A 24,320-nucleotide genomic window follows, 5' to 3' on the forward strand; every position below is an offset into this window, starting at 1 on the left:
GGGTGCCTGCAGAGGCCCTCCGGAGGGGGTGCTAATCTTTTCCACGTCGCCAAGGGAAACCGAAGCGGAGAAGACGCGCCATTAGCTCAATTGGCAGAGCAGCTGGCTCTTAACCAGCGGGTTCGGGGTTCGAGTCCCTGATGGCGCACCAAAACACGCGCTGTGTCCCGTGTTATGCAGGCACTTAACACCCATTACGGATCAAGTATTCGTAGTGGGTTTTTGCCATGTCCATCGCTTTGATCACCGCCTTATTGATGGGCGGTGGCGGCGATGAGCGAGCGCGTCGTATCCCCGTTGGTTCCCTCCGCCGTCCGTGTCCAGGACCGACCGCGAGGCCATTCAGGCCCGGACAATCCCTCCGTGCCTCTGCCTCTCGCCGAGGTCCCGACATTCCGCGACGGTGCGCCGGTCGGCTACGCGATGGCCACAGTGGACGGTTCAGGCCGGGTGTCGGACCAAAGGATCCTGCGGTCGTTGGGCTGGCAGCCGGGCGATCCGCTGACGATCACCGCACAGGACGGCGCGGTGATCTTGCGCCGCGACCCGCGTGGCGTGTTCGCCCTTGCCCCCAGCACCTGTGTGCAGATCCCGGCTCCGCTGCGGGCCCGCTCCGGATCCGTCCGGGTGACCGTGTGCTGCTCGCAGCCATGCGGGGGCCGGCACCAGCGTCTCGCTCCACGTTCGCAGCGACCTACACCGCCCCGCTGGGTTTCCTCATAGCTCAGTTCGGTTCGGGGATCGTACTGAGGCGACTCCGGCGGTAGTGCTCGAGACTCTCGACGGCGGGCTGGCCATGCTCGGTTCCCAGCAGGCTGGGGGTACCCGATCCGACCAGCCGGGCGCAGACTTCGGTGTGATCGGCGTAGGCGGACGCCCATGCCTGCCGGAGTTCGACGAGTGCGGCCGGATGGCTGTCCGCGTGTCGCAGGAGAATCGGGTGGGCGACGCGGAGCCGCTGGAGTAGATGGTGGTGGTCTGCCGCCATAAGGCCCGAGAACCGCGCGGGCATCGACGGCCGGATGTCGTCACGGTAGTACCGCGGATGGACCTGGCCGGTGTAGCGCAGCGCGGCGCCCGATGCCCGGAACAGCCGGGTCAAGCCGGCCAAGTCCGCCGCTGGGTCGTGGTGGGCGGGCGGATTGATCAAGGCGGCGGTGCGCATGATGAGCCCCTGCATGAGGACCGCGAAGACCTGATGCCCGATGATCCACCTTCGCAGTGGATCCTGCTCGGTCGCCGCACGCGGGTGCGGATACCGGCTGCCGATCTCGATGCCGGCGATCTCGATGAGTGCGGCGACGAGCGGTGGCGGCCCGTCCGGGGCGAGCCGCCAGGCCGTGACGATCGCTCCCACGGCCAACGCGGTGCCCCCTTGCTGGGTGACACGCTGGATCCCGTAATAGCGGTCATGCTGAAAGAACTGCCTCTCACGACGGGTCCGTCCCTGGTCCGCGGCGGGGAGCATGGCCATCTGAGCGGAGATGGGTGCGATCGCGTTGTACAGCTCGTCAAGAGTTCGAACGCCGGCTAGTGCGGGGTCGGCGGCTGCGGGCCGGTGCAGCAGGTGGGGCTGGGCCAGGATGAGTGGAGAGCAGGTCATGGGGCGAGCGTCCACGCGCCGTTGGTCACGGTCAGCACGACGAGGCTGTCGTCACTCAGCCCGGAGTGGTGGTCCGGGCTGAACCGGTAGCTCCCGGTGACGCCTTGGTGGACGGTGTTTTCCAGCGCGGTGCGGATGGCGGCCGGGTCGTGGCCGTCGCGGGCGGCGCGGTGGATCAGTGTCACCGCGTCCGCGCCGTAGCAGGCGAAAGCTCCGATGGGGCCACGGGTCTGTTCGAATTGCCTGACGAAGGCGATCATCTCGTTGTAGTTGGACAGCGTCCGCGGAGCCTCGCGGGCGCTCATGGCCCAGTGTCCGATCACCCGGACGCCCTCCGCGGCCGGGCCGGCTCCGTCGAGGAACAGCGGCGTGGCCGCGGCTGATCCGAAATAGAGGCTCCCGGTCCAGCCGATGCCGCGGGCCTCGTGGGCGGCGATGCCGTTGTTCGGTGGCATGCCCCAGAAAATCAACGCGTCGGGCTTGGCCGACACCGCGGCGGTGATGGGCGTGATGAAGTCGGTCAGCGGCTCTTGGTAGCGAACGACGGCGGCGACTGCCGGGCCGGCCTGGCCGAGTTGCAGCGTGAGTACCCGCAGCCGCTCGTCTTCGTTGGAGCTCGTGCTGGTGATGATGGCCACCGTACGGTGCCCGGTGCGTGCCAGATCGTCGGCCATCGTCTGCATGACCTGGTCCGCTGTTGGGCCGCTGCGGAACGCGAAGTGTTGGGGAACGGCCTGATCGACGCCGGCGAAGGGCATGATCAGCGGGATGCCCGCTTGGCTCGCGAGCTCGAGCACGGGTGCGGCGGTGCGGCCGCTGGAGGTGCCGACGATGGCGGCAACACCTTCGCCGACGAGTTCGCGGGCCCCGTGCCCGGCTACGGCGAGATCCCCCCCCCCCCCCCCCCCGCGGGTGTCCCGCACGACCAGGGTGACACGTGCGCGCTCGGCGGCGGCCTCGATTCCCTGGAATTGGCGTTGGCCGTGCAGCCTGCTGGGCCCGCTCAGGTCGGTCAACACACCGACCTTCAAGCCGTCCGCGACCTTGGCGCGTCCCGCTGTCACCGACAAGGCTGTGGCACCGATGCCCCGCAGAATGGTGCGGCGACGGAGAAACCCGCTCAACGACGAATCCCGTTCAACGCGCGCTTCGCGGCCACGAAATAACGCTCGGCCTGACGGGGTCGCAAGACGTTGATCTCCTCGACGGCGAGATCGATCGTGTCTTTTCCGATTGTGCGCAACGGGGCTCCGCTGCCCATCGACAGCAGCTGCATTCGCGCCGCCGTTTCCAGCAGGTAAAGGTCATACAGCGCCTCCGCGACGGACGGGCCGGTCACGACCACCCCATGACCGGCCATCATCACGATCGGCGCCTCGGCGATCGCGGCGTCGACGCAGGCGGACGCGTCTTCCGGCGAATGCGTGCCCATCCCCCGGAATTCCAGCTCGTAGGCGACCCTGCCGTGCAGGAACAGCGCCGCCTGGCCGATCGGCAGCAACGTCGGGATCATCCAGCTGTGCCAACGCGGTCGCGTACGGCATGTGGGTGTGAAACCACGCCCGCGACGACCGGGCGATGAACGCTTCCGGTGTCCACAAAGGACATCGACACGACATGCGGCCCTCTTGTTCGAGCACGGTGCCGTCGGCGTCGACGAGGAGCAGCGACTCGGGAGTGGCTTCCTCGGGCAGCAGATCCAGCGGGTGCCACAGGAAACGGTCATAGCGCACGACGCCGTCCGAGCCGGGCACCGCGAGGCGGAACTGCCCCAAGACCCCTTCGTGCAGCCCCGATTCGGTGCGCCCACAGGACCGCGGCCGCGAGATCCTCGCGATCGGACTCGTGCGTCATTTGTTCTCGCAGCGGGTGATGGTGGGTTTGCCGCTGCTCTTCTTGACAGTGCAGGTGTCTTTGCCGTTGCCGCCGTCGACGGTGCCGGAGTTGTCGGCGACGGTGATGGTGTCGTCGTCGTTTCCGGCGTTGATCACGCCTTTGTTGGTGGTGACGGTGATGATGTCCTTGCCGGTGCCGAGATTGCCGTCGGTCATGTCCTTGGGATCGTCGCCGTCGCCACGCACCTCCGACAGCACTGAGTTCAGTGAGCCCGCTTCGATCTTGTCGTTGCCGGAACCGCCGATGATGAGCGCGCTGGCGCTGTCGGAGGCGTTCATCTTCGAAGCGGACAGGACATCATCGCCGGGGCCGCCGTTGATGCTGGCGACCTGGGACAGGTCAGCGGCCGTGATCGTGTCGTTGCCCGCGTTGCCGTAGAGGCGCGTGCCCAGACGCATCACGCCGGTGCCCTTGATCGTGTCGTTGCCGGGTCCGCCGTAGACCAGGCCTCCCCTGCCGGTCGTCAAAGTGATGGTGTCGTTGCCGCCGCCGGGGCCGTCCGCGGTGCTGTCGCCCATGATGTCGACCAGGCCGGTCGCGGTGCCGACGGTGACCTTGTCGTTGCCAATGCCGCCGAACACGCCATCGGCGGTGTCGGGGTGCTCGCCGTAGGTGGCGTAGACGACCGTGACCGTGTCGTCCCCGGCGTCGCCGTCGAGCCTGCCGCCCCACGCCGCGGCGGTCTTGGACTTGTCGGTCGAGTCTGGCTCCCAGATGTAACCGAGGCTGCCCGCGGCGACCAGGTCGTTGCCAGGCCCGCCCCGGACGACGGCGTTGTGGCCGACGTTGCCCACGGGCACCAGGTCGCGCGGGACCGCCTTGTCACAGGCACCCGGCCGAGTGCCACCGCCGACGGTGATCGCGTCATCGCCGTCACCTCCGTCGACGAGCCCGCCGTCGTAGGAGGTGGCGCCCACGCCCTTGTCATCGCCGGGGCAGCGGAACCCGCCGACGTCATAGACGTTGATCTTGTCCTTCCCCTTGCCGCCCAGCACCCGCGCACCGGAACGCACATCGGCCTTGACCGTGATCGAGTCATCACCGTCGCCCGCGTCGACGACCGCGCCCGAGCCCAAGTTCTTCGTGCACACGATGGTGTCGTTACCCGAGGTCACCGCGCCCGTGCAGCCCTCCGGCAACGCCGCGGCCCAGGCGGGCGCGGCCACCACCGCACCCGCCGCCAGCAGCACGACACCGACCAGCACACCCGAGTGCGACCCCTCTGTCCGTCACGTCGACTCCGTCCCTATCCGATGATCACGCCCCCTCCAGCCTTAGCTAAAAGAAATCAGTCGACTACTCAATGCACACGAACGAGTAGCCCCCACACGCGCACCTGTCCGGGTGACCGGCCAAGCGGAAGCGAGGATCGCGGCCTAATTTGTCCGGCATGGAGTACCCATGGTGGTTCGGCGCGGGTGGCTCGGTCACCGGCAGGGACGAGATGATCTCCGCGCTCGGCGCGAACGCGCATCCCTACGCGTTCACCACCTTCGGCGGCCGCGACGCGACATGGTTTTCCGAGGCGTGGACCGGGGAATCAGGCCGCTTCGGTCTCTACGCACACTCACCGGCGCCCTTCGCGGTCCTGCTCGACGACGGCGTCCTCGAAGGCGAGGCCACCACCGCGGCGGGCGAAGCGCTCGGTCGGGTGATCATCGACGTGGTCATGGCGGAACCGGAAGTCGCCGGACTCCATTGGCGGCGCGCCAACGGCGACGAGCTCGTCATCGCCGCCACCGGCGAGACCGGTGACAGCGAGGTCGAATGGTATGCGGCATCCTGCTTTTCCGGGGCGCACAGCCACTTCAGCTGCGGCACCGACCCCGATGAAGCGTGGCCGGTCGCCGCGGAGATGGTGCTGCGCAACGGATTGATCGACGACACCAACCCGGACACCTACACCGACGAGAACGACCTCGCCGCCGCGCTCGCCATCGAAGCCTGGGCCGTCCGCGTGCTCGCCGGCCACACTGCCGCCCGCACGCGCGGCACCGCCGGGTTTCTCGCCGGAGCAGACCAGGTCGTCGACCTTCTCGACGAACGGCACCACTAGCTCAGCCGGGTGCCTTACGTCCATGCGCGGCCGTCATCCAGAACTGCCGGTGACGTTGGACGAGTCGACGAGCAACAACTCGTAGACCGACCTCTTTCGTTGGGGCCCGAACAACGTGGCCCTTGGGAGGTCTTTCAGCGTCCTCGTCGATCAATGCGCACCAACGAGCGATCGTAGTGGCCGAGCCGCATGATGACTCCCCGTCACCGCCAAGTCGACACGGTCGAAGTGGATGTACCCGGAGGCTTCACGTGAAGTCGCCGTCGCACACCGTCACGTTACGGTCTGGCCCAGCGCCCGGCACGCTATGTACCCCGTTGCCACGATCGAGCAACACTGCTAGAGCGATTGCGAAAGTCTCTCCAAGCGGGCCACGAAAGAACTGTCGGACCCAGACGCGATAATCCTGGGGTGACCGCCGAACAGAGCAGTGACACACCGACGGAGCCGCAGCCGTTCGCACATTTGAGCGCGAAAAACGCGCCGCTTTACCGAGACGTGTTGCTGACCTTCGCGCGAGCTCGTGACCGGTTCATCGTGCATATGCGGCCAGAGGACATCACCGCCGACCTCGGGCGTCCCGGCGATGTCGATGCGGTGACGGGTGCGCTGGAGCAACTCGTCGAATGGGGAAACCTGCGAGCCGACCCGGACACGAGCCGGGTGACCAGCGTCGCGGACTTCCATCGGGCCCGCTATCTGTTTCAGCTCACGACAGCCGGTCAAGCCGCCGAAGAAGCACTCGCGGTCTACGACGAGGCGCTCGGCCGTCGGGGTTCCCTGCAATCCGTGGCGCTGGAAGATATCGCCGGGCAACTGCGCGCGCTCCTGGAAATGGCCGGTGCGGACGAAAACGATCCGGCCAAGGTGCACCTTCTCCTGCTCGCGCTCGCCGAGCGGTTCACCGGTCTGGCGGACAACGCGCAAGCGTTCATGGCTTCGCTGCGCCGAGTGATCGACTTCGCCGATGGTGATGTGGAAGCGTTTATCGCCTATAAACAGCGGTTGATCGACTACGTGAACAAGTTCATCGCCGATCTCGCCAACCGAGGCTCGGAAATCGCGACGTTGCTCGGCAGGCTCGACCAGGCAGGCGTGGAACGGCTGCTCACCGTCGCCGCCAGGCGTGAGGCGGCCGACGTGGCCCCGGACGAGCGCGAGAACGCGTACGACGGGTGCCTAAGCTCCTGGCGAAATCGGTGGCGCGGACTGCACGACTGGTTCGTGTCGGCCGATTCGCGGCATCCGTCGCAGGCACGGCTGCTGCGAGGCGCTGCCGTCACCGCCATCACACAGCTCATCGACACGGTGGCCGCACTCAACGAGCGGCGTTCCGGACGGTCCGATCGATCGGCTGATTTCCGGACGCTGGCGCGGTGGTTCGCGCAGGCGCCAGACGACGTCGCGGCGCATCGGCTGTGGCGAGCGGCGTTCGGGCTCACCTCGGCCCGGCACCTCACCGCCAGCCAGGAAACCATTGCCGAATGGGCAGAAGAGCAGCCCACGCCGAATACACCATGGCAACTCGCCCCAGGGGTGCGGATCAGCCCGCAGTTGCGCAGAACAGGTTCCTACGAGCGACGTGGCCAGCCGAATCGGGTCGCCGACCGCGGCGAGCAGCGGCAGCTCCTCGCCGAACAGGCCGCGCGGGAGTCCGAGCAAGTGGCCGCTGCACGCGAACGCCTGGCCACCGGAGGACCGATCCGGCTGTCCCAGTTAGGCAGGCTGGACACCCGTGCGTTCCGGCTGTTCCTCGGCCTGCTCGGGGACGCCTTGTCGACGCGGCTGCCCGGTGACAACGAGGTCCGGACGACCACGAGCGACGGGACCATGGAGGTACGCCTCAGCATTATCCGAGGCGGTGGTGTGGTGCGCATCGAGACGGAGGACGGGACATTGCGCGGACCGGAACACGTGATCGAGATAGTCGATCTCACCTCGCGCGGTGAGACGGAGGCGATCGCGTGAACACGATCGCCGGCGAGGCCCACCTCCAACGGCGGAAAGCCATGCGAGCGTTGCTCGCCAAGCCGTTGTTGACCTCGGGGGCGGACGACGAAGCCTTGCGGCTGGTCCGTCGGCACGCGTCGGACCTCCGGGACTGGCTCGCGACCGAGACCGGCTGGCGGCTTATCGTGGATGCCGAGTCCGCTCGGCTGTTCAAGACCACCGCGGCCTCGGCTGATGGCACCCATCCAGCCAGTGACGGCAAGGGCAAGCCACCGTTCGGGCGCCGCAGGTATGTCCTGCTCTGCTTGGCCTTGGCGGTCTTGGAGCGCGCTGACGCGCAAATCACCCTCGGGCGCCTCGCCGAGGGTGTACTCGCCGCGGCGGGTGAGCCTGAACTGGTGGAAGCGGGCGTGTCGTTCACACTCGGCAGGCGCGACGAGCGCTCAGATCTGGTCGCGGCGGTCAGGCTACTGCTCGCCTGGGGCGTGTTGGAACGCATCGCCGGCGACGAGGACGCCTACCTCAGTGACAGCGGCGACGTACTGTATGACGTGCGGCGGCGGGTGCTGGCCGCGATGCTGACCGGAAGTCGCGGCCCGTCGACCATCACCGCCGGTGATTTCGAGAGCAGGCTCGAGGAGCTCACTCACGAGCCGACGGCCGATACCGACGAGCTGCGAAACCGCGCGCTGCGCCATCGGCTCACCCGTCTGCTGCTCGACGATCCGGTGGTGTATTACGCCGAGTTGACCGAGAACGAGCGCGGCTACCTGGTCGGCCAGCGGCACGCGATCACCCGGCGGATCGAGGAAGCCACCGGCCTGGTCACCGAAATGCGCGCCGAAGGCATCGCTATGGTCGATCCCGACGACGAGCTGACCGACGTGCGAATGCCGGAGCAACGCACCGACGGCCATGTCACGCTGCTGATAGCCGAATACCTCGCGGCGCAGAACGGGCCTGTTCCACTCGAGAAGGTACGCGCGCACATCAGGAAGATCGCCAGGGAACACCAGTCTTACTGGCGGCGGGGCGTGACCGAACCAGGGGCCGACGCAGAACTGCTAGCCATCGCGCTGGGCAAGCTGCGCGCCTTGCGGCTGGTCGAAACCACAGCAGAAGCGGTGCTCGCCAGCCCGGCGCTCGGCCGATACCGGGTGGAAGCGCCCACTATCCGGGAAAGGAGCAGGAAATGATCGCACCGCTCGCGCACCGAAATCGCTGGCAGCCCTTGCGTGCCGGTTTGGTCGATCTCTTCTACTACGACGTGGAGGAATTCCACTTCCACGACGGCCGATTGCTACTGCGTGGCAACAACGGGACGGGTAAGTCCAAGGTGCTCGCGCTGATCCTGCCGTTCCTGCTCGACGGCGAGCTGTCCCCTCATCGCGTCGAACCGGACGGCGACCGCAACAAACGGATGGAATGGAACCTGCTGCTCGGCGGGAAGCATCCGCATAACGAACGCCTCGGGTACACCTGGTTGGAGTTCGGCCGTGCCCTACCCGGCGGCGGCGCCGAGTACCGCACGATCGGCTGCGGATTGAAAGCCGTTGCCGGGCGCGGAATCGCCCGGCACTGGTTCTTCGTCACCAGCCAGCGAGTCGGTCACGAGCTGTCGCTGATCGGCCCGACCAGGGTGGCGCTGAGCCGGGAGAAACTGAAGGACTCGGTCGACGGCCATGGAATGGTCTACGACACGGCGTCGGAATACCGGCGTGCGGTGGACGAAGCACTGTTCGGGTTGGGGATTCACCGCTACGAGGCCCTGGTCAACCTGCTGATCCAGTTGCGGCAGCCGCAATTGTCCAAGAAACCGGACGAGAAACTGCTTTCCCGCGCCCTCACCGAGGCGCTGCCGCCGCTCGACCCGGCTCTCATCACGACCGTGGCGGAAGCCTTTCGCGGCCTGGACGAAGAGCGCGAAACGTTACGCGGACTCGCCGAGGCGAAATCAGCGGCCGAAGCGTTTCTCACCTATTACCGCCGTTACGCCCGTATCGCGGCCAAACGCCGCGCGGCCGTACCCAGGCAGACACACAGCCGGTACGAGCAACTGGGCCGCGACCTTGGCGAAGCGGAAACCGCGTATGACACGGCTACGAGTGCGCTCGAGGAGGCCGATCGTCTGCTGGACACGCTGGGCGAAGCGAAGATCCAGTTGGAAGCACGTCGAGCCGCGTTACAAGACAGCCCCGAGATGCGCGACGCGGAAGCGTTGAAGCAAGCAGGCGCGGATGCCGAAAGGCTCGGAACCTTCGCGACCTCCAGAGAACTGGAGCATGACGCGGCCATTGACACCGCGTATCGCCGGGAAGCGCAGGTGACGCGGGCTCAGGATGCGGCGGCCGTCGACGCGGAAGCCTTTGAGCACACCGCAGGCGCCGCGCACACCGCCGCCACCGCGGCTCGTGTCGCGGACGGTCATGCCGCCGTCATCGCGGACGCCGACGAGCGGGCAGGCGCCTTGCTCGTCGAACGGCAGACCAAGGCGGCGGACCAACTGCAACGGCTACTCGACGCGGCGGCGCGAGCCGAGACCGCTCTGCGTTCGGCGCGGATGGATGTGGATCGGCTCACCGCCGAGCAGCACGGCGCGGCCGAGCGGATAGCGGCGGCCGACCTGGTGACGGCCGAGCGGGGTGCCGAACTGGCCGGTGCCTATCGTAACTACCTGGCCCGCACGTCACGCTTCCAAGTGTCCGATGTGGACGATCTGCTCGTCGTGCTGGACGCGTGGGTGGAGACGCTCGACGGCGTCAACCCCGCGGCGTCCGCTGTGGCGGACGCGGTCATGCAGGCCACAGCCGACCTGGGACGGCGCCAGGCCGCGATCGAAGCCGAGCAGAGCACAGTCGGTGTCGAACGACGGGCCGTTCTCGACGAGATCGAACGATTGGAAACGGGTGGACACGACATACCTCCGAGGCCGCACACCCGTGCCGAAGGAGTAAGGGACGGACGACCGGGAGCTCCGCTGTGGAAAGTCGTCGACTTCGTCGCGGGCGTGACCGAGGAGCATCGCGCTGGCTTGGAAGCGGCGCTGGAGGCCTCTGGCATCTTGGACGCCTGGCTCACTCCGGATGGCAGGTTGCACGGGTCCGTCTCCGGTGACGTCCTGGTCGTGTCCGGAGACGTCGCACCGGCGGGTGGCCTCACGGCCGTGCTGGCGCCCGCCGTGGATCGCGCCGACCCGCTGGCGGCAGCGCTCTCTGACGACACAGTCATGTCGGTGCTGCGGGCGATCGGACTCGGCCCCGGCACCAGCACCAGCACCTGGGTCGCGTCCGACGGCAGATTCGCGGTCGGCGTGCTCCACGGAGCTTGGCAGAAGGAATCCACGGGTTACATCGGCAAAGGAGCGCGCGAAACTGCACGCCGGGTGCGCATCCTTCGGCTGCGTGACGACTTGATCCGGCTTGACAGTCGGCTGACCGACCTTGCCGACGCAGCGGATTCACTGCACGCGAACCGGACGGACCTCGCTGCTGAGCACAGAGAAGAGCCTAAGGACAGCGACCTGCGCGAAGCTCATGTCAAGCTCGCGGGCGAACACGAGGCAAAACGCCGCGTGGACGAACGACACGAGGAAGCCGTTGTCATCCTCGGCGACCGCACGGAAGCGGCGGGCGAGGCCAGCGAGAAGGCGACGGAGTTCGCTGGAGATGTCGGCCTGCCGACCGACCTGGACGCGCTGGCGCGAGTCCGGACCGCGATCGGCGACTACCGCGTCGCACTCGCCGCACTCTGGCCCGCCGCACGAGCGCTGAACCGGGCACGGGACACTCTGCTTGAGGCAGAACAGGAGCTGCTGACCGCCGCCGAACGCCGTGAGCTGGCGCGGCAGGCCGCCACCGACGCTCGTACCGAGGCAGAGACCGCGGCCGAACGTCACCGGGTCCTCGTCGAGACAGCGGGCGCGGGCGTCGAAGAGCTGTACCGGAAGCTCGACGCGGTCGCCGTCGAGCTGCGCGAGCGTGCTGAGCGCGAGCGCGCGGCGCGGACCGCGGAACAAGACGCCCGCGACGCGCGAGGCAAAGCGGACGGTCGCCGGGAGACACTCCGGGAGTCGATCTCGGCCGCCGCGGCCGAGCGGGATCAAGCCATTGCCGAGCTGCGTGCCTTCGCGGCGACCGGACTGCTGAGCACCGCACTGCCTGAGTTGGTTTTCCCTGATCCTGCAACGGAATGGGCACCGAATCCGGCGGTCGCGCTCGCCCGTGCCGTCAACACGGAGCTGGACGACGTCGACGACGCCGATCGGCCGTGGGAACTGATCCAGCAGCGCGTGTCAAGCGAGCACAAGTTGCTCACGGACGCGCTGTCCCGGCAGGGACATTCGGTTGGTATGGCGGTGCGTGACGGGATCATCGTCGTCGACGTACTTTTCCAGGGACGTTCCCAGGACGTGCCGACACTGGCCGCAGCGCTTGAGACAGAGACCGAGCAGCGAGCCTCGCTGCTCTCCGCCAAGGAGCGCGAGATCCTGGAGAACCACCTCATCAACGAAGTGGCAGGCACGCTGCAGGAATTGATCAGTAATGCGGAGGACCAGGTCAGCGCGATCAACGCAGACTTGGAAGAGAGGCCGACCTCGACCGGGATGCGGCTACGACTGCAGTGGCGTACGTCTCGTACCGCGCCTGATGGGCTCGACCAGGTAAGACACCGGCTGCTACGACAGACCGCCGACGCATGGAGCCTCGCCGACCGCGCGACGGTCGGCGAGTTCCTCCAGGAGCAGATCAACCGCGAACATGCCGAGGATCTCGCCGGCGGCTGGGTGGAGCAGCTGACACGCGCACTGGACTATCGGTCGTGGCACGAGTTCGCGATCCAGCGTTACCAGGACGGCCAGTGGCGACCGGCCACTGGCCCGGCATCCGGTGGCGAACGGGTGCTGGCCGCGTCCGTTCCCTTGTTCGCCGCCGCGTCGTCGTTCTACTCCTCATCGACCAATCCGCACACACCGCGGCTGGTCGCCCTCGACGAGGCGTTCGCCGGCGTCGACGACGACTCTCGTGCGAAGTGCCTTGGCCTGCTGGCCTCGTTCGATCTGGACGTGGTGATGACCAGTGAACGCGAATGGGGGTGTTACCCGCAGGTCCCTGGCCTGGCGATCGCTCAACTCGCGCGCCGGGACGGAATCGACGCCGTGCTGGTGACCCCCTGGCGGTGGGATGGGCACGAGCGCGTACAGGTGGATCGCCCGATCCCCTATGTCCCGGTCGCCTGATGGCCGATCTCGACCGCCTTCGCAAGCTGCTCGGAGGTGCGGACACGGCCTGGCTACTCGATCGCATGCGCCGCCGCCTGGCGAACGGGAAGCCGCTGAGCGGCATTGTCACGCTCGCTTCACCCACCCACGACCAGCGGCGGGCCGCCGAGCGGCTACTCGGCAGACGGGCTGGCACCGGCACCTCGCTGACCGTGTCCCTCGATGAGCTCGACGCCGTGTTGCGCCGCAGCGGTGCCGCGCTGGACGGCCTCATCGGCGCCGCGTCACTGCTGATCGGCGACGTGCCCGACCGAATGGCACAGGAGACAGCTTGGTCAGCTGCTCACCAGCCGCTCGACGAACTGGTCGCAAAGCGTCCGGTGCTCGCCGCCTGGCGAACATGGCTCAACGCCACCGGAATGCTGCGCAGGCTGACGACCGACGTGGAGAAGGCGCCGGCGCTGGTTATATCTTTAGTTCGAGTCCTTGCCGAACTACCGTCGGACGGCGTCGCGCTCGGCAGGCTCGCAGCCCGGGCGACAGGCGATGCACACGCACTCGATGACGGACGACCGCTGGCGACCCTCGTGCTAGCCGCGGCAAGGGTGCTCGCGGGATCCTCTCCGACCGGCGACGGCTCGGCCTCCGGGCGACGCGCTTCGTGGGCCGCGGTCGGCGTTCACCGCGACGAGTTGTCATCGTCGGTGCTGTGTCTCAATCTCCCCGGTGGCACCAGCACACTGACCGGCCGGATGCTGACGCTGGCTCGTGAGGGCGGTGAACCGTGCGTACTGACGTTGCGTCAGCTGGGCCAAGTCGATCTCGGTGTCGGCAACGGCCTGGTCTGGGCATGCGAGAACCCGATCGTGCTCGCGTCTGCAGCGGACGAGCTCGGCCCGGCGTGCCCGCCGCTGGTTTGTCTGAACGGTCAGCCCTCCACAGCGGTCTGGCGGCTGCTGAACCTGCTGGTGGCCGACGGTGCACAGCTCCGCTACCACGGCGACTTCGACTGGGGCGGACTACGGATCGGCAACACCCTGTGCGAACGAATCCCTTGGCGACCATGGAGGTTCGACACCAGCACATACCAAACAACGGAAGTAGCAGGCAGCTCGCTCATCGGCAAGCCGGTAGTTGCCACCTGGGACCCGAGCCTCAGCACCGCGCTACAACAGCGAGGTGTGCGGATCGAAGAGGAACTGGTCCTCGCTGACCTACTCTACGATCTGCGTGCGCACACCTCATAGCGACAAGCCGTTTCGGCCACAGACGCCCGGCACTGAGTCGTCTGGCGTCCGGGCGCGTCCTGACCGACCACACGTCGGCAAGTGTTGTGCCGGGACGACGTCACTGCTGCTCCAATTTGTTCAATGCCCGCTCGATCGCGTCCACCTTGGGGTTACCCTTCCCGAACGTCTCGATCGCCCGGGAGTGCAGCTCGGTCAGCATGTGCATGGCGGCCGCGTGTTCGCCGCCCTCGTGGGCGGCAGTGACCTGTTGGAGAGTCGCCGTGATGTCGGCTTCAGTAAGGAAGTCGCGCCGCCGTCGGGCGCGGAACGGGCGGACGGATTCCACTCGAGCACGGGCCGGCGCCTCGGGCGCGCGGACAGCCTCTGGGGTGCGGTAGGGGATCGTCACGTCGGGCTGGACTACGGGGTTGGGCTCGGGTGCGCCGACCTCCGGCAGATGCGGCAGCAGCACCGCATGGACGTCGTTGATTCCCGGCCGGTCACCGATGTTCTTTGCCAGCAAAGCCAAAGTGAGCTCTTCCAGTTCTGGAAGCACTCCGCTACTGAACCGCGATGGCGGTGTCGGCAGATCATATAGATGCTGCTTCTCGAGTGTTTTCTCGCCGTCCTCGACGAACGGGGCCCGCCCGGTCAACAGGTGATAGAACACGCAGCCGAGGCTGTACAGGTCCGACTGCGCGACCTGCTCACCGCCCAGGAACCGTTCCGGCGCCGCGTAGGCGTCGGTCCCGACGAAATTCCTCGTGTACCTCGACGTTTCCTTGTCGAACGACAAGGCGATCCCGAAGTCGATCACGTAGACGACGCCGTTCTCGCCGACCAGAAGGTTCTCAGGCTTCAGGTCGCGGTGCACGATGCCGTTCTCGTGGCAAGCGGCCAGCGCGCCCGCCACCGCCGTGCCGATCGCGGCGAATTCCGCGGGCCGTGGGACGGTACGTACGCGGTACTCGGTCAGCTCGATTCCACGGATGCAGGTCATGACCAGGTACGGAACCGAACCATGTTCTCCGACGTCGACCACTACCGGGATGTTCGGGTGCTCGACCTTGCTCAGGTGACGACCCTCGCGAGCGAACCTACGCGTGATCCGCCGCCATGCCTCGGGATCCCGCTCGGCCGTGAACGGCAGCTGTGGGACCTTTACGACTACCTGCTTGCGAAACTCAAGGTCAGTCGCAAAGAACGCCGTGCCCATTCCCCCCTTTCCCGCTGGCCCGTTCACCTGAAACCGCTGGCCGAGAACCACGCCATGCACCAACGCGGACCCGGCCCAGTCCCCCGCACTCGTCATGATCCGAAGGCTAACTCACCGGATATCGCCGCACGCACGGCCTTCCCATTCTTTCGGTGATTAGGATTCACTTGCACCGACTAATCAAGGACGGGAAGAGAACGGGCCGACGTGACAAATACTGGACGGGTTGTACGCGTGAGCGCGACCGACACCGGCACCACAGGCTGCCCCCATGCACAGGCGCACAAAGCCCGGCACGGAACGGTTTTCCCAGTGACAGCGTTGGCCGAGTTCACTCTGGGCCCGCTCATGGACGCGCTGAACCTGGCCGAATTCGCGAACCGGGCCGACGCGGACGTTGTCGAATCACTCACCCGAACCCGCGGCACGTTCGGAGCCGACCGGCCACCCGCACACGCCGGGCTGATCCGGTGGTCGATCGATGCCTTCCGGAACTACCGCGCCGCATGGCGTGCCCACCAGGCCGCCGTGTCAGAGCTAGTTCCAGTGAGGTCCGCGTGGAAGATCACCCATCGCCGTAACGCGGCGGACCAGCGCAGGGTGAGCCGGTACGAGCAGACGTGCTGGGGGCGCCGGTACCGGTCAGTCGACGACTCCGTCCGGGAAATGTGGCTGCTAAGCCTGTCCGCTCCGATGGAGCGGCGCGAAATCGTCACCCTGGCCGCCGCCAATGTGGCCGCGTTCGGCGGGGATGGTGTCCCAGAAAAGGTTCGCGTCGTCCTGTTCGGGGCGACGTCTCCGGTCGTAGAGCAGGTGGTGGAACGGACAGCCGCGCAAATCCGCGATCAAGCACAAGACAAGGTCGCACCGAAACTCATCGAGATCGTCGATGGCACCGCACGGCATCCCGGCCGTGACTGCGCTTCGTGCCCCGACGTCCCTGCTTGCCCCGCCCTCGCGGCCGCCGACCTTCTGCCGGATGTCCCGCCTGCGCCTGGGCCACGGCGGACGCTGTCGGTCACCGACCTGCGCTACTATCGGAGCTGTCCGGCGAAATATCATCTGCGGCGGCAACTGAAGCTCCGCGACACCGGGCTCGTCGAAAGCAGGCCGGTGCTCGTTGGGCGCGCAGTCGACGAGACCTTGCGGAAACGGCACACTAGCGGCGCACGCCGCTGCCGACCAGACGACGCGCCAGGTGGGGATGTCGCGACGCTCCTGGAGGACGATCGACGGACCGCGCTGGAGATGCTCGCCAGGCACGCGGCGTTGTGCCCGTTCCCGGACGTCGATGAGGTGCCAGACGACCAGCACCGGTTTCTGGTCGCCCACGACTCGAGGCTGGACGTGGTCTTCGGTGGTACCCCCGACCTCTTTTACCGGCGGGGCGACTGCTGGGTATGGCGGGAGACCAAGACGTCGCGGCGCCGACTGCGCCGCGACCGATCGTTGCTGCGCGAAGTACCCCAGCTGGCATTGGCGACCCTGATCCTGTCCGCCCGGGTACCGGAGGGCTCGCCGAGAGGATCGAGGATCGAGCTCGAGCAGCTGCGGCCCGACGGGTGCGCCCTCGAAGAGGTGGACCCAACCGACCCGGCCCTGGTGGCGGAGGCCCGGGAAGTCATCGGCGAGCTGGTGGAACCAGTTCTGCGCGACACAGCGTTTGTGCCGGCGCCCGGTGCCGACTGCGCGAAGTGTGAGGTCCGCCGATGGTGCGCACCGGGTGTCGAGTACCTGACCGCAAACCGGCGATACGCGTCGTGACCACCGAAAGCGAAGACGAGCAGGTGCTCGGTGCGGTCTCAACGGCCTTGGTGGCACTCGACGAGCTGGGTGACCTGACCACGTTCCGGATGCCGTACCCGCCAGCCGTGCAGCGCTCCATGGACCAACTGACCCTGCTCTGCCTGCGCCGCGATGCCCGCCCGCCGTCTTCTGTGCCGGGGCTGGTTCGCTGGGGCTACGACCGTCCGCTGGGCTCATGGCCACTCGCGCTCCCTGCGGACGTCTACCCCGGGGACGGCCTGCTGATCGACGAAAGTTCAGGCGTACCGACCGCGCTGTGCCACGAGATCGCGCTCCAGGCCGAGACCGCCAACCCGTTCCTGGAGGTGTCACGGCAAGTAAAGGCAATGGCGGCGCTCGCCGACGAACACGACCGCGCACCGGAGTACCACGCGCTGAGGGAGGTGCTGGCGGATCATCTGATCCTCACGAACGACGGGTTGAACGACGTGCGATTCTTCTCGTCGATCCGCGTGCTCGACGATCACCTGACCGCCTGGTACCTCCCGCTCGGACCCGCCTACGAAGTGGACGGGGAAATATATGCCTGTGCTGGCTGCTCCGGCCCGCTGCTGCCTGCCGACGAGGAGTGGTGGTGCGAACGGGAGGAGTGCGCCGTAACCGGCAGTGTGTCGCCCGGCGCTCGCTGGGACCGTGATGCCCAGGTTCTCGTCCAAGGTGACCGCCGACACCGGCAGTTCGTCGCCGGTCCCGGACGGGCCGCCCGGCGGCTCGGCGCCGAACTGGCGGCGTTCGGAGTCGACGTCGAATATTGGCCGGTGTCCGGCCCAGGCGACCTACGCGTGGCAACGCATGGAGGCCAAGTCCGGACCGCGCAACTCGTCGACTGGCACAGCCCAGCACTGCTCGGGCGGGCGATCGCCGCGTCCGTGGCAGGCCACGGCACGGAATCCGTGCACTGGGTCGTCGCCCGCTACCGGACCGACGCCGATCCCGCCTACCTGCGGATTGCGAGGGAACACGCGAAGACCACCATGATCTTCTCCGAAGCCGGGTTCACCGGTCTGCTCCGCGGCGAGACGGATGCTCATGCGTAGCCGGAAGTGGTATGCCGAACTCACCGAGGAGCTCGCGCAGAGTGGCCTGTCCCTGCCGCTGGACGTGATCTGCCCGATCGAGCTCGGCCTGACCCTGCTGCAGCGGCTCGACGCAACGCAGCCGCCGACGTCGGTCTGGCCATTGCTGGGCGGGTATCCCTTCGCTCGGGCAGCCGGTCTGGCGATCACTCCGGATCAGGACTGGATGATCACCTGCGTCCGCCACCGGATCTGGTCTCTTCGTCGACCGGAAGCCTGGCTCGAAACCCTTCGCGACTACCAGAACCTCGACTCCGCGTTGACCGCTTTCCGGCTGGCTGACGACCTCGACTCGTTCGAGTGGACCGGGACGACCACGCTGGACTCGCGGTTCGATGTATATGACCAGGCCTTGCTGACCCTGCCGGGCTTCGTCGACGGCCGGCCCACGCCGGCGGAACCAGGGCAGTTCTATTACTTCGACCGCGACGAGCGCGTCGAGGTGGAGATCCCGGCCGACGTTGCGGGGCGGGCACGTGAAATTCCAGGGCACGATCTCGCCGCCCCCACGGTGCTGAACGGGCAGCCCCGTGCCATCACGTGGGCAGCGCTCGGCGACATCGCCGCTTGGATGGACGACAACGCCCCGGAGGGTGGGCGCAACAACTGGCAGACCAGTATCGAGTCGACACGGCTGCTCGTCCGGGACGCCACAGGGCAGGACTTCGTCGAGAATGAGCCGCTACGGCTGGACGGGCTCCTACACGCGGTCGGTGTCGTCGGGGTTGGCAAGAGCACCCTGATGAAGGTGCTCGCGGTCTGGGCGGTGCGGCAGCCGGAGCCGTTGCGGATCACACTGGTGGTCGGTGACGTTGCCGAACAGCTGGCCACGGCACAGGAGCTGCGGACCTACCTCGGGGAGCGGATGGTGACGCCGATCATCGGCGCCTCCAACCGCGAGCAGCACGTGCAGGGACTGCATCGGCGCCTCGCAGCGAACGGTCACGTCCGGCTGGCCGGGCACCACGAGGACGAAGGGTTCGCCGATCTCGGCACCGCCTGCCCGCTCGACGCGCTGCGGGCCGCAGAAACACCGATCCGTGCGGTCGATGCTCCATGCTCGGGGTTGTACCGCGTGGCCGACCTAGTCCCCGGCCGGCCTCGGCCACGCGCGGCGAGCTGTCCCCTGTGGCACGAGTGCCCTCGACACGGGAATGCGCGTGACCAGGTCGAGGCGCGCGTGTGGGTCGCCAACATGGCGTCCCTGGTGAACAGCCCCGTCCCTGGCCATACCGGCGGGGTGCGCCTGCTCCAGCTCGAGCTGGCCTGCCTGCGCAGCGACCTCATCGTCGTTGACGAGGCGGATCGGGTGATGATGAACCTGGACATGGTCTTCGCCCCGACGGCGACACTCGTTTCCCGCGAACCCCATTCTTGGCTGGACACCCTGTACACGCACAATATCCGGGAGCTCTCGCGGGCCGGTCGCCTCCAGCTGTCCGATCGCAACGTGCGGAACTGGGAGGTGGCGCTCTCGGTCGTTTCCGGTGCCACGAACCAGCTCTACTCAATGCTGATCGCGGACGAAGAGCTGCGGCAGTGGGTAGGGATCGAGTACTTCAACTCCTGGACCCTGCAGGCAAAGCTGCTCACCGAGCTGTACCGGTCCGAGGGCGCCGTTCCCGGGGACGAGGACGAGGAGCTCCCGGCCGACGAGCCGGGGCCGTCCCGGATCCAGGCCGAGCAGGTATTCGACCGGTTCCGGGACGACCCGCTAGGCGACAGCGGCCCCTACGAAAGCCTCGCCGACCGCCTGGCCGCGACGACGCAGGACCTCCTGCACACGCTGAACCGCAAGGCAGTCGCCCGTCGGTTGGCCGGGCTCATCGGAGCGCTCCGGGTGCTCGGCACGCCGGCCGAGCCGGGTCCGGTGGCCGAGGACGACCCGTCGGTGCGCAAGCTGGAGTTCGTCCTGTTGCTCTCGGCGCTGCACCACCGACTGGACCGGCTAACCCACCTCTGGCCGCTGGTCCAGGACGCGATGCGGTTGGACGCCGCAGACAACGAGCTGATCCGCCGGCCGCCCATGGACTACCTGCCGCTCGTACCTGAGTCGCCGATGGGCAACGTGCTGGGCTTCCAATACGTCGTCGACCGAAATGACGACGAACGCGAGGGGGTGACCGGCACCCTCCGGTTCTTCCGGTGCACCGGTGTCGGCCGGGAGCTGCTGCTCTCCCTGCCGTCACTCGGCGCCGACCCCACAACCGGCCGCGGCGGGCCACACGTGTTGCTGCTTTCGGGCACGAGCTGGGCCGGGACATCCACCCGCGCGCACGTCGTCGCGCCGGTCGGCGCGATCCTGCGGCCATCGCCCGAAGCCGAGCGGCGAGTACGGGAAACCGTCTTCAAGATGCGTTTCTTCCATGACGACAATGGGAGACCGATCAGCCTGTCCGGGAAGCCACCCCGGGTCCGGCCCGCACTTCTACGCACGCTCGTGGACCGGCTCGGCAGGCCCGGCCCGAGCGGGATTTCGCCGTTGGAGGAGGAGATCCGGGCCGTCGGCGATCCGAACCGGCGGCGCGCGCTGCTCCTAGTCGGGAATTACCAAGACGCCCGGGACGTCGCGGACCAGCTGAACGGGATGCCTGGCTGGCACGGTCACGTCAAGGCCCTGGTTCAGGACAAGGCTGAGCTGGACGACGAGGTCGACAACCTCGACCGGGCCGCCGTCGTCCGCCGCGGCAACGTGGCACTCTTCGCGAACGACGCCATGGCCCGTGTGCTCGTCGCGCCCATGCTCGCCATCGAGCGCGGCTACAACATCTTGAACAGGGAAAACGACGCGGCGCTCGGTGTGGCGCTGCTGCTCACCCGGCCGCACCCGGTGCCGACCGACATCGGGCTCTCCGTGCTTGCCATAAACGACTGGGAAAGCCGCTACACGCGTGATCTCCCGACGTCCGGGGACACCGTCCCGGCATCGTTCACCGATCTGGTCGCCGCGCATGGCTCGCTCGACGCCGCCGGACGAGCATTCCGCGCGCTCGCGCGCAGCAACTGGGGCAGGCTACTGATCCGCACGTATGCGTACTCGGCCTTGGATGACGACGAACTGCGCTCGTTCGCTTGGGACCAGCTGGTCGTGCTCTGGCAGGTGATCGGCAGGCTCGTCCGCGGCGGGGTCGCCGCCCGGGTCGTGTTCGTCGACGCGAAGTTCGCTTTGGCGACCGCCGAGGCGCAGTCACCGAACCCGCAGGGACGCCGGCGCCGCGACACCGCCCGATCCAGCTTGCTCCACGGCATCCGGAACGCCCTGCGCCCGTACTTCGCCCCGAGGCCGGACGCCGATCCGGTCGCGCCCGCGGACACGCGGCTCGCCGAGCTGCTGTACGAACCCGTCTACCTCGCGTTGTGCCGGATGCTCGATCAGCCCGAGCTCCCCGACCTGGACAACGCCGCCACCAGTTCCGAGAGGACTTGATCTTGGCTCCGCGCTACACCACGATCCGCAGGGCCGCCTATGAGCCCGTGGCGGACGGTAACGGGCTCACCGCAGACTTCCACACACTGGAGTTTCCCGAGTCTCTTGCCACGCAAGTGCTCGATCTGGCCAACCTCGGCCGGACGGGGCGGGCCCGCCTGCAGGCACCGCCGACCCGCCAGTTGGATTCCCTGCTCCAAGCGCTGGACGTACGGCTCGGCGTGCTGCCGCGTCCGGTCGCAGCAGGCGAGGGTTCGCGGACCTGGCTGTACTGCCCGGCCGATGCGGGCGAGCCACTGCGGGTCCCGATCCTGCTCCGGCTGTTGGAGTTCTGGATCGAAAAGATCGGCGCGGACCATCCGAGAGAGGCGAATCAGGTCTGCCAGGCGTTGCGCGCCGAGCCTCCGGCATGGAAGAAACAGCGGGTTTCGCTGACGCGGTGCGACGTCAGCGACGGCGGAACCGCGCACCCGACCGCGCTCCAGTACCTGCTCACCACTCAGCACTTCGCCAACCGGCTCCAGGAGCACGTGCCGTACGACTCCGGTGGGCAGGTGCTGCGCTTTCGGTCCGTCGCCCGGCAATCCCGTCAGCAGGGCGCGGAGCTGATGTCCCAGCCGCTGTTCTATGACAACGAGCACGGGAGGTGGTGGTTCTCGGTCACCGTCGCCGTCACCCTCCACACGGTGCCGTTCCGCGCCCAGCCACGGGTGCACCTGCACTTCGGGGTGCGCCGGTGGGCGACGAATCCCGACCCGGAGACCGGGTTGGTGCGCCTGGGGTACCGCCGGGACAGCGCCGTCTACCTGCGTCCGGTGACAGCTTGGCTGCCCGGGGCTCCTGCGAGCGAGCGCTTCAGCGTCGCGTACGTGACCTCACGCGACGAAGGCCCCGAGTGGCGACACGGTGATCCGGCGAAACTGATGGCGAAGGTCGCGAGCGGACGGCGGTCATTTCCGGATCCCGCCGGTCTTCTCGGCGAGCCCGAACGGTGGTTCACAGGGGACCGTGGCGTCGACGCGCTGATCGCGTACAGCACGCCGATGGGCAAACACGGCGTCGGCGCCGGCTTCATGTCCGACGAACGCTCCCGCCTGGTCGAATGGGCCGAGCTGGCCCTCTTGCCGGATCTGGCCAGGGTCCCCGACCTCACCCGATCGAGCCTGTCCGCGAACAAGCCGGCCAATGTTCGCCGAGGTGGGTCCACCGAACGAACGGCAGCGGCCAAGGTCGAGCTGCGCCGCGCCCGAAGGACGTCTTTGGCGGCGCTGTACTCAGATTGGTCCGGCACGCCGGAGTTCGCGGCCCGACTGCTCTGGCGTACCGAGACGACGCGTGAACAGGCGATCACCGCACTCATCGATGTGCTCGGTCTCGAAGGGGACGGCGGGGCGAGCGAGGTGAGCGCCGGCGCCCACGATCGCAGCGGCCGAGGCGAGCCCGTAGTGCTGCGGTGGGAGACGCCGGGGCTGGTAGTGACGTTGAGCTGTCTTCGGCTTGACAACGGCCTGACGGACAGCCTGGGCGTTTCCCGAGAACCGGTGCGAGACCTGGCCGACCGTGCCGCCCAGGCGCTGGCCAAGCGCCGGGCGGACATGGGCGAGTTCCTCGCCAAGAACGGTGCGGACGCCGCGGTTCCTACGGTCGCGCTAGTCGAAATCCATGGCCGCACCGTGTTCCGCGGCCGCAACGATCCCAAGTTCGCGTTACGTCTCGGCGCGGCGGACAGCGGAGTCGTTACCCAATTCGTCACCACTCCCGGCACAAAGCGCGCGAAGAAAGCCCTCCCCGCTGCGGCCGAGTCGTCGTGGCTGGACGCGCTGCGGCAGCTAGGGGCGACGGTGATGCCGCGCACAGACATCCCAGCCGGTCTGCCCGACGGCATCCAGTACCTCGCAGTGTGGATGGCGACCAAGGCGCGCGGCGCGACCGATCGATCGGCCAAGGGCAAGTTCCCGGTCGCGGTTCTAGTACGCACCGGCGCGAGTAAGCCCGACGAAATCCTGGCTTGGGACGCCGAAGCCGTCGAAGGGATGGGAGCGTGGATCACCTACCCGCGCTACCTGACCCGGTTACCCGCCCTCGCCGCGGTCGCCGCGCACGACCTGACCGGTGTCGGCGACCACGACGAGCCGTGGCTCGACTCGTCACGCACCCGGGACGAGCAACGGTCCGCCACCGAGGAATTCATGCACCAGGTGCTCTCATCAGCCGAGGTCAGGGGCATCCCGACGGCGCTCCTCGTCGACGCGCAGAATATCCGGAACCTCTGGACGTGGGTGCAGGACGCGGAGGTCCGGCAGGATCTCATCCGCACCGGCATCGCGCCGGCCGGGCGGCCGAATCCGTGGCTGCGGCTGGTCCGGATCCGTACTGGGGAACGGCGGGAGACCCCACAGTGGTGGGGCCTCGCCGCCGAGGATGGAGTGAACGGCCTGCCAGCCAACTTGTGGACGAGCACCGGTCCGGAGTACGAGAGGATCTTCTACAGCACCACGCCGAAGGCATCCACCGCGCAAACTTCCGCTGTGGAGGCGCACAAGTTACAAACTCGGCCGATCCGTCGGGGCGAGCGGGCCGGCGAGCCGACGATCGATGTCGACCGCCCCGCCTGGAACCCCGGCCTCGTCGAAATCGCGGTGCTCGGCTGCCATCTCGATGCCGGGGACTCCCCGGCTGCCCTGGCCATGGCCGTTCACCAGCTGAGGCAGGCACCCGACTACCGCGACGCCCTCAGCCGGCCACTGCCTCTGCACCTCGCTCGGAAGGCACAGGAGTACATCCTGCCGATGCGGGACGTTAATGCGGACGACGGCGACCCCGAAACAGTGGGGAGCTGACTG

At 67.7% G+C, this 24,320-nt stretch carries 15 protein-coding genes, 1 tRNA gene and 1 pseudogene; 11 read left to right on the forward strand and 6 right to left on the reverse strand.

The features are described from left to right. Window positions 1–75 precede the first annotated feature (75 nt). Window positions 76–151: transfer RNA gene (locus AB5J62_RS32810), tRNA-Lys, on the forward strand. Between the two features lie 212 nt (window positions 152–363). Then, on the forward strand, window positions 364–723 hold the full coding sequence (locus AB5J62_RS32815) for a hypothetical protein (RefSeq protein WP_370943874.1): 360 nt from the start codon (window positions 364–366) through the stop codon (window positions 721–723). Between the two features lies 1 nt (window position 724). Here the strand turns inward: AB5J62_RS32815 and AB5J62_RS32820 are convergent, their stop codons facing one another. The 5 genes and pseudogenes from AB5J62_RS32820 to AB5J62_RS32840 form a co-directional block, all read right to left on the reverse strand. Further along, the gene (locus AB5J62_RS32820) at window positions 725–1,603 is read right to left on the reverse strand and encodes a hypothetical protein (protein ID WP_370943875.1); all 879 of its coding nucleotides are present in this window, start codon (window positions 1,601–1,603) and stop codon (window positions 725–727) included. Further along, complete coding sequence (locus AB5J62_RS32825) at window positions 1,600–2,727, reverse strand: ABC transporter substrate-binding protein (RefSeq protein ID WP_370943876.1); 1,128 nt, start codon at window positions 2,725–2,727, stop codon at window positions 1,600–1,602. Before AB5J62_RS32825 ends, AB5J62_RS32820 begins: the two co-directional genes overlap by 4 nt. Next, window positions 2,724–3,116 carry a class II aldolase/adducin family protein gene (locus AB5J62_RS32830; protein WP_370943877.1) on the reverse strand — a complete coding sequence of 131 codons (393 nt, stop codon included), beginning with the start codon at window positions 3,114–3,116 and terminating at the stop codon, window positions 2,724–2,726. The genes AB5J62_RS32825 and AB5J62_RS32830 overlap by 4 nt, the downstream gene beginning before the upstream one ends. Before the next feature lie 58 nt (window positions 3,117–3,174). Further along, a pseudogene (locus tag AB5J62_RS32835) lies at window positions 3,175–3,357 on the reverse strand (hypothetical protein); the annotation flags it as partial. 96 nt (window positions 3,358–3,453) lie between these two features. After that, window positions 3,454–4,704, reverse strand: coding sequence for a calcium-binding protein (locus tag AB5J62_RS32840; protein WP_370943878.1), 1,251 nt, complete (start codon window positions 4,702–4,704; stop codon window positions 3,454–3,456). A 185-nt stretch (window positions 4,705–4,889) separates the two neighbouring features. Between AB5J62_RS32840 and AB5J62_RS32845 the strand changes: the two genes are divergently transcribed. The 5 genes from AB5J62_RS32845 to AB5J62_RS32865 all read left to right on the forward strand — a co-directional run bounded on the left by AB5J62_RS32845 (window position 4,890) and on the right by AB5J62_RS32865 (window position 13,970). After that, window positions 4,890–5,555 carry a hypothetical protein gene (locus AB5J62_RS32845; RefSeq protein ID WP_370943879.1) on the forward strand — a complete coding sequence of 222 codons (666 nt, stop codon included), beginning with the start codon at window positions 4,890–4,892 and terminating at the stop codon, window positions 5,553–5,555. 411 nt (window positions 5,556–5,966) lie between these two features. Next, entirely contained in the window at window positions 5,967–7,523 is a 1,557-nt protein-coding gene (locus tag AB5J62_RS32850) for a TIGR02677 family protein (protein ID WP_370943880.1), read from the forward strand. After that, window positions 7,520–8,701: a TIGR02678 family protein gene (locus AB5J62_RS32855; RefSeq protein WP_370943881.1), complete on the forward strand. Its 1,182-nt coding sequence runs from the start codon at window positions 7,520–7,522 to the stop codon at window positions 8,699–8,701. The genes AB5J62_RS32850 and AB5J62_RS32855 overlap by 4 nt, the downstream gene beginning before the upstream one ends. Then, window positions 8,698–12,741 (forward strand): TIGR02680 family protein, encoded by a 4,044-nt coding sequence (locus AB5J62_RS32860; RefSeq protein ID WP_370943882.1) that lies wholly within the window; start codon window positions 8,698–8,700, stop codon window positions 12,739–12,741. The genes AB5J62_RS32855 and AB5J62_RS32860 overlap by 4 nt, the downstream gene beginning before the upstream one ends. Then, window positions 12,741–13,970 (forward strand): TIGR02679 family protein, encoded by a 1,230-nt coding sequence (locus AB5J62_RS32865; protein ID WP_370943883.1) that lies wholly within the window; start codon window positions 12,741–12,743, stop codon window positions 13,968–13,970. Before AB5J62_RS32860 ends, AB5J62_RS32865 begins: the two co-directional genes overlap by 1 nt. A 100-nt stretch (window positions 13,971–14,070) precedes the next feature. On the opposite strand, the gene AB5J62_RS32870 is transcribed toward AB5J62_RS32865, so the two are convergent. Further along, window positions 14,071–15,264 carry a serine/threonine-protein kinase gene (locus tag AB5J62_RS32870; RefSeq protein WP_370943884.1) on the reverse strand — a complete coding sequence of 398 codons (1,194 nt, stop codon included), beginning with the start codon at window positions 15,262–15,264 and terminating at the stop codon, window positions 14,071–14,073. 138 nt (window positions 15,265–15,402) lie between these two features. On the opposite strand from AB5J62_RS32870, the gene AB5J62_RS32875 reads away from it, so the two are divergent. Genes AB5J62_RS32875 through AB5J62_RS32890 form a run of 4 tightly spaced genes read left to right on the forward strand, consistent with a single transcriptional unit; the run spans window position 15,403 to window position 24,317 of the window. Then, window positions 15,403–16,932: a PD-(D/E)XK nuclease family protein gene (locus tag AB5J62_RS32875; RefSeq protein WP_370943885.1), complete on the forward strand. Its 1,530-nt coding sequence runs from the start codon at window positions 15,403–15,405 to the stop codon at window positions 16,930–16,932. Beyond that, window positions 16,929–18,011 carry a hypothetical protein gene (locus AB5J62_RS32880; protein ID WP_370943886.1) on the forward strand — a complete coding sequence of 361 codons (1,083 nt, stop codon included), beginning with the start codon at window positions 16,929–16,931 and terminating at the stop codon, window positions 18,009–18,011. The genes AB5J62_RS32875 and AB5J62_RS32880 overlap by 4 nt, the downstream gene beginning before the upstream one ends. Beyond that, the gene (locus AB5J62_RS32885; RefSeq protein ID WP_370943887.1) at window positions 18,004–21,477 is read left to right on the forward strand and encodes a hypothetical protein; all 3,474 of its coding nucleotides are present in this window, start codon (window positions 18,004–18,006) and stop codon (window positions 21,475–21,477) included. Before AB5J62_RS32880 ends, AB5J62_RS32885 begins: the two co-directional genes overlap by 8 nt. Window positions 21,478–21,479: 2 nt before the next feature. Next, the gene (locus tag AB5J62_RS32890) at window positions 21,480–24,317 is read left to right on the forward strand and encodes a pPIWI_RE module domain-containing protein (RefSeq protein WP_370943888.1); all 2,838 of its coding nucleotides are present in this window, start codon (window positions 21,480–21,482) and stop codon (window positions 24,315–24,317) included. Window positions 24,318–24,320 lie beyond the last annotated feature (3 nt).

Origin of the sequence: Amycolatopsis sp. cg5 (assembly GCF_041346955.1) — a bacterium.
Classification (GTDB): Bacteria; Actinomycetota; Actinomycetes; order Mycobacteriales; family Pseudonocardiaceae; genus Amycolatopsis.

What these genes read in the sequence shown, in the direction of transcription:
- AB5J62_RS32865 (WP_370943883.1), top strand. Translation starts at nt 12,741, where the DNA reads ATGGCCGATCTCGACCGCCTTCGCAAGCTGCTCGGAGGTGCGGACACG.
- AB5J62_RS32845 (WP_370943879.1), top strand. Translation starts at nt 4,890, where the DNA reads ATGGAGTACCCATGGTGGTTCGGCGCGGGTGGCTCGGTCACCGGCAGG.
- AB5J62_RS32885 (WP_370943887.1), top strand. Translation starts at nt 18,004, where the DNA reads ATGCGTAGCCGGAAGTGGTATGCCGAACTCACCGAGGAGCTCGCGCAG.
- AB5J62_RS32870 (WP_370943884.1), bottom strand. Translation starts at nt 15,264, where the DNA reads ATGACGAGTGCGGGGGACTGGGCCGGGTCCGCGTTGGTGCATGGCGTG.
- AB5J62_RS32820 (WP_370943875.1), bottom strand. Translation starts at nt 1,603, where the DNA reads ATGACCTGCTCTCCACTCATCCTGGCCCAGCCCCACCTGCTGCACCGG.
- AB5J62_RS32860 (WP_370943882.1), top strand. Translation starts at nt 8,698, where the DNA reads ATGATCGCACCGCTCGCGCACCGAAATCGCTGGCAGCCCTTGCGTGCC.
- AB5J62_RS32830 (WP_370943877.1), bottom strand. Translation starts at nt 3,116, where the DNA reads ATGATCCCGACGTTGCTGCCGATCGGCCAGGCGGCGCTGTTCCTGCAC.